Source organism: Scandinavium lactucae (assembly GCF_033843265.1).
Taxonomy (GTDB): domain Bacteria; phylum Pseudomonadota; class Gammaproteobacteria; order Enterobacterales; family Enterobacteriaceae; genus Scandinavium; species Scandinavium lactucae.
The window spans coordinates 140,037-155,108 of sequence record NZ_JAWXRD010000004.1 but is presented as its reverse complement, the minus strand read 5'-3'; the positions used below and the strand labels follow the sequence as shown (position 1 = coordinate 155,108).

The 15,072-nt window shown below is 55.4% G+C and carries 15 protein-coding genes; 4 read left to right on the top strand and 11 right to left on the bottom strand.

The window, feature by feature from the left end:
- Positions 1-4: 4 nt before the first annotated feature.
- From SIK69_RS05925 to SIK69_RS05900, 6 genes are all read right to left on the bottom strand, one after another.
- On the bottom strand, positions 5-1,306 hold the full coding sequence (locus SIK69_RS05925; protein ID WP_319785645.1) for an MFS transporter: 1,302 nt from the start codon (positions 1,304-1,306) through the stop codon (positions 5-7).
- 149 nt (positions 1,307-1,455) lie between these two features.
- Complete coding sequence (locus SIK69_RS05920; RefSeq protein WP_319785653.1) at positions 1,456-2,253, bottom strand: helix-turn-helix domain-containing protein; 798 nt, start codon at positions 2,251-2,253, stop codon at positions 1,456-1,458.
- Between the two features lie 304 nt (positions 2,254-2,557).
- Positions 2,558-3,661 carry a sulfate/thiosulfate ABC transporter ATP-binding protein CysA gene (gene cysA, locus SIK69_RS05915; protein ID WP_319628068.1) on the bottom strand — a complete coding sequence of 368 codons (1,104 nt, stop codon included), beginning with the start codon at positions 3,659-3,661 and terminating at the stop codon, positions 2,558-2,560.
- Positions 3,651-4,526 (bottom strand): sulfate/thiosulfate ABC transporter permease CysW, encoded by an 876-nt coding sequence (gene cysW, locus SIK69_RS05910; protein ID WP_319628067.1) that lies wholly within the window; start codon positions 4,524-4,526, stop codon positions 3,651-3,653. Before cysW ends, cysA begins: the two co-directional genes overlap by 11 nt.
- On the bottom strand, positions 4,526-5,359 hold the full coding sequence (gene cysT, locus SIK69_RS05905) for a sulfate/thiosulfate ABC transporter permease CysT (protein WP_319628066.1): 834 nt from the start codon (positions 5,357-5,359) through the stop codon (positions 4,526-4,528). The genes cysW and cysT overlap by 1 nt, the downstream gene beginning before the upstream one ends.
- Positions 5,359-6,372 carry a sulfate ABC transporter substrate-binding protein gene (locus SIK69_RS05900; RefSeq protein ID WP_319628065.1) on the bottom strand — a complete coding sequence of 338 codons (1,014 nt, stop codon included), beginning with the start codon at positions 6,370-6,372 and terminating at the stop codon, positions 5,359-5,361. The genes cysT and SIK69_RS05900 overlap by 1 nt, the downstream gene beginning before the upstream one ends.
- Positions 6,373-6,552: 180 nt before the next feature.
- Here SIK69_RS05900 and nudI point away from each other — a divergent pair, with 180 nt between their 5' ends.
- On the top strand, positions 6,553-6,978 hold the full coding sequence (gene nudI, locus SIK69_RS05895) for a nucleoside triphosphatase NudI (RefSeq protein ID WP_319785652.1): 426 nt from the start codon (positions 6,553-6,555) through the stop codon (positions 6,976-6,978).
- Between the two features lie 88 nt (positions 6,979-7,066).
- Here the strand turns inward: nudI and SIK69_RS05890 are convergent, their stop codons facing one another.
- The 4 genes from SIK69_RS05890 to SIK69_RS05875 form a co-directional block, all read right to left on the bottom strand.
- Positions 7,067-7,966 carry a Dyp-type peroxidase gene (locus SIK69_RS05890; protein WP_319628063.1) on the bottom strand — a complete coding sequence of 300 codons (900 nt, stop codon included), beginning with the start codon at positions 7,964-7,966 and terminating at the stop codon, positions 7,067-7,069.
- 104 nt (positions 7,967-8,070) lie between these two features.
- The gene (locus SIK69_RS05885; protein WP_319628062.1) at positions 8,071-8,658 is read right to left on the bottom strand and encodes an RpoE-regulated lipoprotein; all 588 of its coding nucleotides are present in this window, start codon (positions 8,656-8,658) and stop codon (positions 8,071-8,073) included.
- Positions 8,659-8,718: 60 nt separating this feature from the next.
- Entirely contained in the window at positions 8,719-9,168 is a 450-nt protein-coding gene (locus tag SIK69_RS05880) for a DUF2919 domain-containing protein (RefSeq protein ID WP_319628061.1), read from the bottom strand.
- Positions 9,155-9,580, bottom strand: coding sequence for a GNAT family acetyltransferase (locus SIK69_RS05875; protein ID WP_319628060.1), 426 nt, complete (start codon positions 9,578-9,580; stop codon positions 9,155-9,157). Before SIK69_RS05875 ends, SIK69_RS05880 begins: the two co-directional genes overlap by 14 nt.
- 213 nt (positions 9,581-9,793) lie before the next feature.
- On the opposite strand from SIK69_RS05875, the gene amiA reads away from it, so the two are divergent.
- A complete protein-coding gene (amiA, locus tag SIK69_RS05870) occupies positions 9,794-10,663 on the top strand; it encodes an N-acetylmuramoyl-L-alanine amidase AmiA (protein WP_319628059.1) in 870 nt (289 codons plus the stop codon).
- Positions 10,663-11,562 (top strand): oxygen-dependent coproporphyrinogen oxidase, encoded by a 900-nt coding sequence (gene hemF / locus SIK69_RS05865; protein ID WP_319628058.1) that lies wholly within the window; start codon positions 10,663-10,665, stop codon positions 11,560-11,562. The genes amiA and hemF overlap by 1 nt, the downstream gene beginning before the upstream one ends.
- A gap of 51 nt (positions 11,563-11,613) precedes the next feature.
- Here hemF and maeB read toward each other — a convergent pair whose 3' ends face one another.
- Positions 11,614-13,893: an NADP-dependent oxaloacetate-decarboxylating malate dehydrogenase gene (gene maeB / locus SIK69_RS05860; protein ID WP_319628057.1), complete on the bottom strand. Its 2,280-nt coding sequence runs from the start codon at positions 13,891-13,893 to the stop codon at positions 11,614-11,616.
- A 221-nt stretch (positions 13,894-14,114) separates the two neighbouring features.
- Here maeB and tal point away from each other — a divergent pair, with 221 nt between their 5' ends.
- Positions 14,115-15,065, top strand: a complete 951-nt coding sequence (gene tal, locus SIK69_RS05855) for a transaldolase (RefSeq protein WP_319628056.1) — start codon at positions 14,115-14,117, stop codon at positions 15,063-15,065.
- Positions 15,066-15,072: the final 7 nt, after the last annotated feature.

Below are 15,072 nucleotides of genomic sequence, written 5' to 3'. Positions count from 1 at the left end.
AGAATTAATGGGTGGTGGTGTGCGCAGCAACCGACACATTCGCGGTGGCGTTATCGAGCACAATCTCCGCTTCACTACTGAACTCGGTGCGCCGCTTGCCATGGAAGCACAGCCAGCCGATAAACATGCCTGAGGCCACCAGACCAGACAGCAACAGATACAGCACCACCGGCCCGGCATCGAGCAGCACCGGCGTGACAAAGGCGAGGATGCCGCAGGTCAGGCGTGCAAGGCCGACAATCGCCCCCTGTGCGGTGGCGCGCAGCATGGTCGGGAAGGATTCCTGCGACCAGACTTTCATGATCCCTTCAAACGCCATCCCGCTGCCAATCGCAGTGAACAGCAAGAAACACAGCCAGGAGACAGGGGAGAAATTCAGCAGAACCGGGGTGAAGAAGCCGCCAGCAAAGAAGCAGGCCCCGATGATGAACACCAGCATACGTTTTTCGGTATCCACCATTTTCATAAACAGTAATCCTGATAGCACGCCGACCGGCATCGCTATCAGATTCCACAGCGCATTTTTTTCGACCGTGATACCGACCACGTTCACTGCGACATAAGAGCCGAACTGTCCGCCGGTATTGGCAGCCAGATTGGTAAACATGTAAAACAGACACAGCGCGATAAAGGGCCAGAGGTATTTCCCATGCAGTAAATCCCTGACCGACGTTTTTTGCGCCCGGACGGTGGATCGCCCGGCCTTGCGTTCTTTATGCGCGGTCAGCCACATCGGCGATTCCGGCAACGACCAGCGCAGTACCAGCAGAATGAGCGCCACGCAACCGACGTGCAGATATAAGATTTGCGCCCCGGTTCGGCCCCATCCGCCGACCAGCGCCGAAATCGCCATGGTGGTACAAATACCGGCAAACCACAGCAAATTAGACAGGCCGATAATTTTGCCGCGGTTCTTATCACTCGCCGCTTCCGATATCGTCGCCAGCGAGACGGGAAGGTCGGCCCCGGTTGCCAGCCCGACGAGGACGGTTCCCAGCAGCAATAAATAAAATCCGCCGGAAAAAGCCAGCAGCAGCGTGCCGATAAATACCATTATCATGGTGATAATAAAAACGTTACGCCTGCCGTAACAATCGCCCAGACGACCGCCGGTAAATGCACCCAGAGCAATACATAACGTCAAAACGCCAGACAGAATGCCAATTTCCGTTGAGGTGGTTCCGATGGCCTTTTGATAAATCACCAGCGCCGTGCCATTAGACACAATCGCCGCTGAATCAATATACGAGGCCATGCCGGAAACAACACCAACGTACCACGGATTGGGCTGTTTAATATTGAGCATAATAAATACTCCAGCTAGGTTGTAAGAATAATAAATCCACTCCTGACAAATAAACTCAATGTGTAGCGGGTGAATCCGGGCAATACTTGGCCGGGCAGTTATTATTAAAGCCGCCGAGGGTGTGGAATAAATATGCCCGTTAAAACGTATTACGGTTTTTCTTTAATTGAGGTGCTTAACTGTCGCTCCTGCGAAGGGGTGTGTTGAAAGTATCGGCGATAGGCTTCGGTCATTCGAGGTGGGTTCAAAAAGCCGCACAGCAAAGCAATTCGGCTGACCGGGATATCGGTGGTGCGCAATAATTCCTGCGCCTTCAGTAAACGATACAGTTGCTGAAATTTTTCCGGCGTACTGCCGGTCATTTCGCGGAAGAAACGGTAAAGCGTGCGCAGCGCAATGCCGCCCTCCTCGCACACGCTTTTCCAGTTAATCTCCTGGGCGTAGTGCTGGCGAATATGATCGAGTAAATAAATCTTGCGCCGCTCATCAACGGCGGCGTTTTTGCAGGCACGTTGCCCCTCGCACAACAGGGTCAGGATTTGCAAAAAAGCGGATTCGGTGGCAGAAAAATAGAGCGGATCAAACGCATCATCGCGCCGACGGCTGATCCCTTCTGCCAGCGTAATGATGCTATTAAGCGCCTGTTGCGTCAGTGGCTGATAGCGGTCATTAAACGGACGGGTCTTTTCAGCGATCGATGTAATCAGTGGCTCGATGTTTTTAATATATTGAAACGCACGTTGGCGGTGAATAAGAATATTAATCAATGAGAGTTCACTAGTGGCTTCATAATAGTGGACATCATTGGCGGTTACGAAAAAGAAATCGCCGGGGCGGATCATTTCGGCATGATCGTTAACAATATGAAACCCGCTACCGCTGCGTACAATCACCAGTTCATCGAATTCATGTCCGTGCAGATCGGCCATCGCCTGATTGCTTAACATAAACACGCAAAACGCATGGTCATCGGAGGGAAAAAAATCTTCGCATTGTTTAATATCTACCAAAATGACCTCACGTATTACGTTAATATCCTTACGCTTTGTAAGACTGATATTTGTCACGGCATGTCAACATTAAACAGTAAGAGGAGTGACAAGTCATTATGCGCCGATGGCATTGAGGCGTAACTCTCTGTGACGGTCACGCCATTTTTCGCCATTACTGTGCGAATAACCTGTTTGTTTGAGCGAAATAAAAAAAGGCCCATGTTTCCATGGGCCCTCTCCGTGATCTGCGTGAAAACCGTCAGGCGGTTTCGGCCAGTAGCAGAGGATTAATTTCCTCTCGGTTTTCAATCCGCTCTTTGCCAGAGTACAGGCGGGCATGTTGCAGGCCGACGAACAGACGTTCGCCGCGCTGCGGGGCATCGTCCCCGCGCATCACCACCGTGAGCGTTTCGTCATACCAGCCCAGCGGCTGAACCACTAACTGGGTGTAATGACCTTTCGGGCTGGCTTCCAGTACCTGCACCGGCAGCGGCGAATCGAGGCTGGTGCGACGGCTGACGTCAACTTCCCACGGGCGCAAGAACAGATCCACCGGCCCTTGATGCGCAGGCGTATAACCCAGCGGCCAGCGGTGCGCACCAACGTGGAATTGCCCCCCGCGCACGGTGCCTTTCAGACGATTCACCTCACCCATAAACTCCAGCACGAAACGGGTGGCCGGTTCGCGCCATACCTGCTCCGGGGCATCGACCTGTTCGATATTACCCTGGCTCATCACCACCACCCGATCCGCGACTTCCATCGCCTCTTCCTGATCGTGGGTAACGAACACGCTGGTGAATTTCAGCTCTTCATGCAGCTGTCGCAGCCAGCGGCGCAGCTCTTTACGCACCTGCGCATCCAGCGCGCCAAAGGGTTCGTCGAGCAGCAAAATTTGCGGCTCGACCGCCAGCGCACGCGCCAGCGCGACACGCTGTTTCTGCCCGCCAGAAAGCTGGGCCGGGTAGCGGTCAGCCAGATGCGCCAACTGGACCATTTCCAGAAGCCGGGTCACTTTGGCTTTAATTTGCGCTGCGTTCGGGCGCTCGCGACGCGGCAACACCGTCAGGCCAAAGGCGATATTCTCGAACACCGTCATGTGGCGGAACAGGGCGTAATGCTGGAACACAAAACCGACTTTACGATCGCGGGCGTGCAGACGACTAACGTCGGTGCCCTGGAAGCGGATCTGGCCGCTGGTCTGGTGCTCCAGTCCGGCGATAATCCGCAGCAGCGTGGTTTTACCGGAGCCGGACGGCCCGAGCAGCGCCACCATCTGCCCGGACGGAATGTCCAGGGAGATATCATTCAGCACCTGGGTGCGACCAAACGATTTCTTAATGCTGGCAATTTCAATGCTCATGATGCGTCTCCTGATGCGCGCGTTTTTCCTGATTTTCCAGGCGCCACTGCACCACACTCTTCAAAAACAGGGTCACTATAGCCATTAACGTCAGCAGGGCTGCGGCGGTAAACGAACCGACAGTGTTGTAATCCTGCTGAAGTAATTCAATCTGCAACGGCAGCGAAAGCGTTTCACCGCGAATCGAACCGGACACCACCGATACCGCGCCAAATTCGCCAATTGCACGGGCGTTGGTCAGTACCACGCCATACAGCAGCGCCCAGCGAATGTTCGGCAGCGTCACACGACGAAACATCTGCCAGCCGGACGCGCCCAACAGGATCGCCGCCTCATCTTCATGGCTTCCCTGGCTCAACATCACTGGCACCAGCTCACGCACCACAAACGGACAGGTCACGAAAATCGTCGCTAACACCATGCCCGGCCAGGCAAACATAATTTGCAGATTATGTTCATCAAGCCAGCCGCCCAATGGGCCGTTAGAGCCGTAGAACAGCAAATAGACCAAGCCTGCTACAACTGGCGAGACCGCAAACGGAATGTCCAGTAGCGTCAGCAACAACTGGCGGCCCGGGAAGGTAAAGCGCGTCACCAGCCAGGCCAGCAACACGCCGAAAACCAGGTTCACCGGGACGGTTATCAGCGCGATCATCACCGTCAACCAGATGGCGTGCAGCATGTCCGGATCGGCCAGATTGTGCAGCACCGGCATCAGCCCTTTGCTGAACGCCTGGACGAAGATATACATCATCGGCACCAGCAGAATGAAGGCAGATACCAGCATCCCGGTGCCAATCAGAAACCATTTTCCCCAATTGATGCGGGGCGCATCGTAGCGTTTCAATTGTGTGACTTCCGCCATTAGTGACCTACCACGCGTCGACCAAAGCGACTCTGCAAGGTGTTGATGGAAAACAGCAGCAGCAGCGACGCCCCGAGGATCACCGAGGCAATCGCGCTCGCCGCCGGATAGTCAAACTCCTGCAAGCGCACGAAAATCATTAGCGAGGTCACTTCGGTTTTCCACGCGATGTTCCCGGCGATAAAAATTACCGCGCCGAATTCACCGAGGCTGCGCGTGAACGACAACGCCACACCCGCCAGCAAGGCCGGGGAAAGCTCCGGCAGCACCACTTTGCGAAAGCTCTGAATGCGGGTAGCACCAAGGGTTTCCGCCGCTTCTTCGTATTCCGGGCCAAGTTCTTCGAGCACCGGCTGTACGGTACGTACCACAAACGGAATGCTGGTGAACGCCATCGCCACGGCGATCCCAAGCCAGGTGTAAGTCACTTTAATATCGAATTTCGCCAGCCATTCACCGTAGAAACCATTCACCGAAAACAGTGAGGCAAGGGTTAAACCCGCTACCGCGGTCGGCAGCGCGAAGGGCAAATCCATCAGCGCATCAAGCAACGTGCGGCCCGGGAAACGATAACGGGTGAGGATCCACGCCATCAGCAGGCCGAACACCCCGTTAAAAATTGAGGCCACAAACGCTGACAACAGCGTCACCTTGTAAGCCGCCACCACCTGAGGGTTAGTGATAACCTCCCAGTATTGCGCCCAGCTCATCTGCGCCAGCTGCATCACCAGCGCGCTGAGCGGTAGCAGTAAAATCAAGCACACGAACAGCAGACTGGTGCCGAGGCTTAAGGTAAAGCCCGGCAGCACGCGTCTGGAAGAAACAGCAAACATCACTTATGCCCCGCCGCTAACAGCTTATCCAGCTCACCACCGCTGGCGAAATGGGTCTTCATCACCTCCGGCCATGAACCGAACTTGTCTTCCACACGGAACAGGTCAGTCTGTGGGAACTTGTCTTTCAGTTTGTCCATCACCGCCGGGTTATTCACGCGATAGTAATAATCGGTGATGATGGTCTGCGCCTGCGGACTGTACAGCCAGGTCAGGTACGTTTTAGCTGCTTTCTCGGTACCGTTGGCTTTGACGTTTTTGTCGACCCAGGTCACCGGGAACTCGGCCAGAATGTTGGTTTTCGGCACGATGACCTCAAAGCCCTGGTCTTCGTACTGTTTGCGAATATTGTTCACTTCGGATTCAAAGCTTATCAGCACATCGCCCAAACCACGCTCCACGTAGGTAGTGGTTGCACCCCGTCCGCCGGTATCGAATACCTGAACGTTTTTCAGGAATTGAGTCATGAACTGTTCGGTTTTGGCTTTATCGCCGCCGTCGGCTTGGTCCGCCGCCCCCCAGGCCGCCAGATAGGTATAACGGGCGTTACCGGAAGTTTTCGGGTTCGGGAACACCAGCTTCACGTCGCTGCGTACCAGGTCGCTCCAGTCGTGGATATTTTTCGGATTACCCTTGCGCACCAGGAACGCCATAGTGGAATAGAACGGTGAGCTGTTATTGGGCAAACGGCTCTGCCAGTTGGCTGGGATAAGGTTGCCCCGGTCGTGCAGGATTTGCACATCCGTCACCTGGTTGTAGGTCACCACATCGGCCTTCAGGCCCTGCAAAATCGCCAGTGCCTGTTTGGATGAACCGGCATGAGATTGCTTAATGGTCAGCTTATCGCCGCTATTATCCTTCGCCCACTGCTGTTCGAACGGCGGATTAAGGGCAGCAAACAGCTCGCGGGAGACATCATAGGAACTGTTCAGCAGTTCAGTCGCCTGTGCCTGAGCCGCCAGCAGCAAGGCTCCCAGCACCAGTGTTCCTTTTTTCAGTGATTTAACGGCCATTGCGCACCCTTATAAATGTGATGACTATCTACAGTCATAATATTTATAACGAGGATGAAAGCTGTAACGGTTTTATATACCGTTTGGTGATTTGGAAGTTGAAAAGAGAATAAGGGCTATCCGGCAGTTTTCACCCCGCCCGTTTGATACACTTGGCCAAAACCTAACGAGGAAGAAATGATGCGCCAAAGGACGATTGTCTGCCCGATTATTCAGAACGACGGAGCGTATTTACTGTGCAAAATGGCCGACGATCGCGGCGTGTTTCCCGGCCAGTGGGCGCTCTCCGGCGGCGGTATGGAACCCGGCGAAACCCTGGAACAGGCGCTGCGGCGCGAAATCAGCGAAGAGCTGGGCGATAAGCTGCAAATTGAGAAAATTACGCCCTGGCATTTCCGCGATGACACCCGCATCAAAACCTATGCCGACGGCAGCCAGGAAGAGATTTACATGATTTACCTGATGTTCGACTGCGTGAGTGCGAATCGCGAAGTGACATTTAATGAAGAGTTTCAGGCCGTGGCGTGGGTCAGCCCGGAGCGGCTTGGCGAGTACGATTTAAACGTCGCCACCCGCCAGACGTTTACTGATAAGGGATTGTTGTAGCGAAACGCCCGGCGCGCTTCGCTTGCCAGGCTTACAAAACACCGGGCTCGTAGGCCCGATAAGCGAAGCGCCATCGGGCATGCAAACATTAGAGTGCCAGCAATTTATCCAACGACGGCGCGAAGTAATAGCCGCCGGTCACTGGCCGGGTGAAACGTAACATCGCGTCACGCTTGCCATCGGTATCACCGAACATGCTCAGCAGCTGCTGCTCGATGTTGTACAGGCGCGCGCAGTAGGCGCAGAAGTACAGGCCATGCGTACCGCTGGCGGTACCGTACGGCAGGCTCTGTCGAACAATTTTCAGCCCTTTGCCGTTCTCTTTCAGATCGACGCGGGTCAGGTGCGAGGTTTCCGGACGTTCGTCGCCATCAATTTCTTCGTTGGCTTCTTTGGTGCGGCCAATCATCATCTCCTGATCGGCAACGCTCATGCGATTCAGCTGTTTGAGATTATGCTCCCAGCGCTGGACGAACACGTAGCTGCCGCCCGCATCGATGCCATCCGCAATCACCGCCACGTCGCGACGGGTCTCTTCTCCCGCCGGGTTTTCGGTGCCGTCAACGAAGCCGCTGAGGTCTCGTTCTTCCACCCAACGGAAACCGTGGATCTCTTCTTTGACATCAACTGCCCCCGCAAACGCTTCCAGTGCAGCCTGAGCGACGGAGAAATTAACGTCATGGCGCAGGGAGAGGATGTGGATCAGCACGTCGTATTGCGTCGCCGGAGCCAGGCCTTTGCCGTAAGGGATGAAGTCTTTCAGCTCTGGCGCGCCTACGCCACCGCTCAAACTACGCCAGGTGTCGTGCCCGAAAGCAACCACTGCACCAAGATGTGCATCGGGGAATTTCGCCTGAAAAGTTGCCAGCTTATCGGCAAACACTTTGCTGCATTCACGCAGGGCGTTAACGTCCCCTGTCACGTTGGCTTCAATCCAAATCGCCGCACGACAATGTTCCGGCAATATGCCGCTCTGAACCTGAGACATCGCTGCTTCTCCTGAAAAGCAAAAAAGATGCCACGACTACGTGGCATTATTGATGGCGCGGATTATACCCGCTTTTTTATGGAGACAGCTTGCTCAGGCGCAAATTAACGTCGCCAGATAATCTTGCTGACTTTCCAGAATTTGAGGGAGTCGTCCGGCGGCATCAGTTCCTGCGGGCCACCCCAGCTGCCGCTGAACAGGTAACGAATATGCTGGCTGTCTTTAGCCTTGCATTCGACGCTGGCACTGTCATCACCGCTGGCTTTCTCGCAGTTGCCGAAGGCTTTGTCGTAGACCTCACTGAACGGGGTACCGATTTTGGTGCCATCGGCGGCGGCGATATCGTTATCCAGCACCTCAATCTGGCTAACGGTGCCCGCGTCGCCATTCACCACCAACGCGACCTTATCGTCTTTCAGCGCTTCCACATATTTCACGATCTGGCCGTGGTCGGTTTTCATGCCCGTGCGCAGACGATAGTCGCCGTCCAGCGCATCGTCGATGGCCTTCTCATCCATTGGCGTTGAAGCCGTCAGGTTGCCCACGCCCTGCTCGGTGACTTCCATTGAGGAACCAAACCAGTTCCACGGATAGGCTGCCGACCAGTTTACCGAGCTGAAGCCTGAGCTAACCGTGGCACAGCCGGTTAACGCCAAAGGCAGTGCGCAGAGCAATAAACGCAATGATTTCATTCCAGGATCCTTGTATGTAAAACAACGCCTGTTGGAGTCCAGAATGGCAGAAAAGTGCCATTAATCCTCATGCGGGGCAAAACAGGCGCGTAAACGGCGGTTGCTGAGCAGCCACCAGAGAGCAAAACCGTCAACAATCACCAGCGCCAGTCCGATGCCGGACAGCGGTTCACCCTGCCACCATAACAGCGGCTGCCAGACCAACAGCGAGAGCTGGGCCACAATCAGTAGCCAGCGTACTGCTGCCCACAGGCGCGGAAGCTGATGACGTCGCCCACTGATTAAAAAGGCGACCACCGCGGGCAAGCCGGGCAGCAGGCCCAGCCAGAAATTGTCGTGATCGGGATAAAACAGATTCAGCAGCGTATCGCCCTGCTGGCGCGACGCTCCGGCCATCACAAATAGCACCCAGGTTCGCGCCTGCAATAACAGCACGCACCAGAACACAAAAGGCAGCCGAAGCCGCCCGTGACCATCGTATGCCGACGGCAAAAAATCAATATTCTTCATCTTCAATCAGGCGCTTACCGAGCACCACCACATCAGCATGTTCATAGCCGAGGCGCTCATACATGCCCTGCACCATATCATTATCTTCACGCACCATGATCTGAAGTTTCGGACACCCGCGTGCAATCAGTTTTTTCTCAAGACGACTGAGCAACGCATTGGCGATGCCGCGACCGCGATACTCCGGGTGAACGCCGAGGTAATAGGCCGAGCCGCGATGGCCATCGTAGCCGCCCATCACCGTCCCGACCACTTCGCCGTTCACCTCCGCGACCAGGAAAAGGCTCACGTCGTGGTTGAGCTTACGTTCGATATCCATTTCCGGGTCGTTCCATGGGCGTAACAGCTCGCAACGCTCCCAGAGCGTAATAACCTCTTCGAAATCGGACTGGCGAAAAACGCGAATCTCCATGGTATTGCCCATCTTCTTAGGTGTAAAAACAGTGATTATGGCGTGATCGTCCTGATATTCCAATATCTGGGGAATCGAGGTCAAAAAAATGGCATAATGTTGCATTGTCACGTATTGAAATGAAAAGTAAAACAATTCTCATCCCGGACTGTCGTAACGGAAAACACGATACGATATAACACATGGATCAATCATTATTACAACTCGGGCCGCATGAGCACTTTCAAACCCTTAAAAATACTCGCTTCGCGCCGCCAGGTGCTGAAAGCCGGGCTGGCTGCACTGACCCTTTCCGGCATGTCCAACGCCATTGCCAAAGAAGAAACGCTGAAAACCAGCAACGGTCACAGTAAACCTGCCGCAAAAAAAAGCAGGGCCAAACGAATCGTGATGCTCGATCCGGGCCACGGCGGCATAGATACCGGAGCCATTGGTCACGGTGGTTCAAAAGAGAAACATGTAGTACTGGCGATCGCCAAAAACGTGCGTTCAATTCTGCGCGGTCACGGTATTGATGCCCGCTTGACCCGCACCGGCGATACGTTTATTCCGCTGTATGACCGGGTTGAAATCGCGCATAAACACGGTGCCGACCTGTTTATGTCCATTCACGCCGACGGATTTACTAACCCGAGTGCCGCCGGTGCATCGGTGTTTGCGCTGTCTAACCGTGGGGCGAGTAGCGCCATGGCGAAATACCTTTCCGATAAGGAAAACGCCGTCGATGAGCTGGCGGGTAAGAAGGCGCTGGATAAAGATCACCTGTTACAGCAGGTGTTGTTCGATCTGGTGCAAACGGACACTATCAAGAACAGCCTGACCCTCGGGTCGCATATCCTGAAACAGATTAAACCGGTGCATCGCCTGCACAGCCGCAATACTGAACAGGCGGCGTTTGTGGTGCTGAAGTCGCCGTCGATTCCGTCGGTGCTGGTGGAAACCTCGTTTATCACCAACCCGGGCGAAGAAAAGCTGCTGGGCACCGCCGCGTTCCGGCAAAAAATTGCCAGCGCGATTGCCTCCGGCATCGTCAGTTATTTCAACTGGTTTGATAACCAAAAAGCGCATGTGAAGAGACGTTAATGAAACCGGATGCCGCACAGGTAAAAGCCTTTCTACTGAGTCTTCAGGACCGTATCTGCCAACAGCTCGCCGCAGTCGACGGGCATGATTTTGTCGAAGATAGCTGGCAGCGCGATGCAGGCGGTGGCGGGCGTAGCCGTGTACTGCGCGACGGTGGTATTTTTGAACAGGCGGGCGTCAATTTCAGCCACGTCTACGGCGATGCAATGCCCGCCTCGGCTACCGCCCACCGCCCGGAACTGGCAGGCCGTCGCTTCGAAGCCATGGGCGTATCGCTGGTGGTACATCCGCGCAACCCTTACGTGCCCACCAGCCATGCCAATGTGCGGTTCTTCATCGCCGAAAAAGAGGGCGCGGAACCGGTTTGGTGGTTTGGCGGCGGCTTCGATTTAACGCCCTATTACGGTTTTGAAGACGATGCGGTTCACTGGCACAGCGTTGCCCGCCGTATCTGCCTGCCGTTTGGGGATGATGTCTATCCGCGCTACAAAAAATGGTGCGACGATTACTTCTTCCTTAAGCATCGCAACGAACAGCGCGGCATTGGCGGCCTGTTTTTTGATGATTTGAACACCCCTGATTTCGAGCCGTGTTTCGCCTTTATGCAGGCGGTGGGCGACGGCTATACCGAAGCCTATCTGCCGATTGTTGAACGCCGCAAAGCGCTAGCCTGGGGCGAACGCGAACGCGACTTCCAGCTTTATCGCCGGGGGCGTTACGTGGAGTTCAATCTGGTGTGGGACCGCGGCACGCTGTTTGGTTTGCAGACAGGGGGCCGCACGGAGTCGATTCTGATGTCGATGCCGCCGCTGGTGCGCTGGGAGTATAACTATCAGCCAGAAGAAGGCAGCCCGGAGGCTGCCTTGAGTGAGTTTATTCAGGTTCGGGACTGGGTGTAGAGAACCCGTACGCCCGGCAGGCGAAGCGCCACCGGGTGTAAACCAAGGGCATTACAGCGGCTCAGTCTGTGCTTCAACCACCGCCAGGGCGACCATATTCACGATTCGTCGCACCGAAGCAATCGGGGTCAGAATATGCACCGGTTTCGCCACGCCCATCAGTACCGGTCCGACGGTCACCCCTTCTGAACTCGACACCCGCAGCAGGTTGTAGCTGATTCGCGCGGCTTCCATATTTGGCATCACCAGAATATTCGCTGCCCCTTTCAGCGGGCTGTCCGGCATACGTTCATGACGAATGCTTTCCACCAGCGCGGCATCGCCGTGCATCTCTCCGTCAATCATCAACTCCGGATCGCGCTCGCGGACTAAATCGAGCGTGTTACGCATTTTGGTCGCGGCCGCACAGTTGGACGAACCAAAGTTAGAGTGCGACAACAGCGCCACACGCGGCTCAATCCCGAAGCGACGCACGGTTTCTGCCGCCATCAGCGTAATCTCTGCCAACTGCTCCGGGGTCGGATCGTCGTTGACGTAGGTATCCGCAATAAAGGTGTTGCCGCTCGGCAGCAGCAGCGCGTTCATCGCCCCCGCCGTATGCACGCCGTCGCGGTAGCCAAACAGCTGCTGAATAACGTTGAAATGCTCGTGATAATCCCCAATCGTGCCGCAAATCAGCGCATCCGCTTCACCACGCTGAACCATGATCGCGCCGATCACCGTGGTGTTGCTGATCACATGCCGCTGCGCCTGCTCCTGGGTTATCCCCCGGCGCTTCATGATGTTGTAGTACTCCATCCAGTACTCTTTAAAGCGCGGATCGGATTCGTTGTTCACGATGTCGAAATCGATGCCCGGCTTCATCTGCAACCCCAGTTTTTGCAGGCGCATTTCGATAACGTTCGGACGGCCAATCAGGATAGGTTTGGCAAGGCCAAGAGTGATCAGCTCCTGGGTAGCGTGCAGGACGCGGGTGTCTTCGCCTTCCGCCAGCACCACGCGCTTCGGCTCTTTGCGCGCCTGAGAGAAAATCGGCTTCATGAACAGGTTGGTTTTGTAGACGAACTCGCTCAGCTTCTCTTCGTACGCCGCAAAATCGGCAATCGGGCGCGTCGCCACGCCGGAATCCATCGCCGCTTTGGCCACCGCCGGGGCGATTTTGACAATCAGACGCGGGTCGAACGGTTTAGGAATGATGTACTCCGGGCCGAAGCTCAGGTCCTGATCGCCATAGGCCGAGGCCACCACTTCACTCTGCTCCGCGTGTGCCAGTTCAGCGATGGCATGAACCGCGGCCAGTTTCATCTCTTCGTTGATCGCCGTCGCGCCTACGTCCAGTGCGCCACGGAAGATGAATGGGAAGCACAGCACGTTGTTGACCTGGTTCGGGTAGTCGGAACGCCCGGTGCAAATTATCGCGTCCGGACGCACTTCTTTCGCCAGCGGCGGCAGAATTTCCGGCTCCGGGTTCGCCAGCGCGAGGATCATTGGCGCGCGCGCCATTTTCTTGACCATCTCCTGGGTGAGCACTTTCGGGCCTGAACAGCCGAGGAAAATGTCGGCCCCTTCAATCACATCGTCCAGGGTGCGTTTGCCGTCATCGACCACCGCGTAGGCGGCTTTGGTTTCCGCCATGTTCGGCTCTCGGTCTTTGTAGATAACGCCTTTGGAGTCGCAGACCACGATGTTGTGCTTCTGCATCCCGAGCACTACCAGCAGGTTCATACAGGCAATCGCTGCGGCACCCGCCCCGGAAACCACCATCCGCACATCAGACAGGTTTTTCTCAACCACACGCAGGCCGTTGAGAATGGCAGCGGTGCTGATGATCGCCGTGCCGTGCTGATCGTCGTGGAACACCGGAATTTTCATGCGCTCGCGCAGCTTCTGCTCAATGTAGAAGCACTCCGGCGCTTTGATATCTTCGAGGTTGATGCCGCCGAAAGTCGGCTCCAGAGCAGCCACCACATCAATCAGCTTATCCGGATCGAGTTCGTCAATTTCGATATCGAACACGTCAATCCCGGCAAATTTTTTGAACAGTACCCCTTTACCTTCCATGACCGGTTTCCCGGCCAGCGCGCCGATATTGCCCAGCCCCAGCACCGCGGTGCCGTTCGACACCACCGCCACCAGGTTGCCACGGGCGGTGTATTTGAAGGCCGCCAGCGGATCTTTTTCGATTTCGAGGCACGGGGCAGCAACGCCCGGCGAATAGGCCAGCGCCAAATCACGCTGCGTCGCCAGCGGTTTGGTCGGAGAGACCTGAATTTTCCCCGGTGTCGGGAATTCGTGGAAATCGAGGGCGCTTTGTTTTAACTGGTCATCCATTCTATGTTCCTTTTACGTCACGTCAGAAAAGTGTTCCCGGTGTTAACTCCTGAGTATCGCCGTTCGCGGCTGCGTAAACTTTGAAGGCCGCCATACTCTCGTCATGAAAACGCGCTTTTGTTATTAATTTTTAACACTCCTGTTAAGGGGTGTCGTAAACCAAGGCGCACCTGTCTGCTATGCTTTTTAGTTATGCATGACGAAATAAGGAGTCTCTTTTCATGAACCAGCTAGACGGAATCAAGAAGTTCACCACCGTGGTCGCCGACAGCGGCGATATCGAATCCATTCGCCACTATCAACCGGAAGACGCCACTACCAACCCTTCGCTGTTGCTGAAGGCCGCCGGGCTTGAGCACTACGGTCACCTGCTCGACGACGCGGTGGCGTATGCCAAAAAACAGGGTAGCAGCCGTGAGCAGCAGGTCAGTGATGCCTGCGACAAACTGGCGGTGAATTTCGGTGCGGAAATTCTGAAAAGTATCCCTGGCCGAGTGTCCACCGAAGTGGATGCCCGCCTGTCGTTCAACCAGGAAAAAAGCATCGCCAAAGCGCGCCACTTGGTTGAGCTGTATGCCGATCAGGGCATCGATAAATCGCGGATCCTTATCAAACTCGCCTCAACCTGGGAAGGTATTCGCGCCGCAGAGGTGCTGGAAAAAGAAGGCATTCACTGCAACCTGACGCTGCTGTTCTCCTTCGCCCAGGCCCGCGCCTGCGCCGAAGCGGGCGTGTTCCTGATTTCCCCGTTTGTCGGGCGTATTTACGACTGGTATCAGCAGCGAGAACCAATGGACCCGTACGTGGTGGAAGAAGATCCGGGCGTGAAATCGGTGCGCAATATTTATGATTACTTCAAGCAACACCGGTACGAAACCATCGTGATGGGGGCGAGTTTCCGCCGCACCGAACAAATTCTGGCCCTCGCGGGCTGCGACCGTTTGACCATCGCCCCGGCGCTGCTCAAAGAGCTGCAAGAGAAAGAAGAGCTGGTCGAACGCAAGCTTATCCCGACCGCCCAGTACTTCAACCGCCCTACCCCGCTGACCGAAGCTGAATTCCGCTGGGAGCATAACCAGGATCCGATGGCGGTCGATAAGCTGGCGGAAGGTATCCGCCTGTTCGCCGTCGACCAGCGCAAACTGGAAGACCTGCTTGCCGCCAAACTGTAACTTTTGC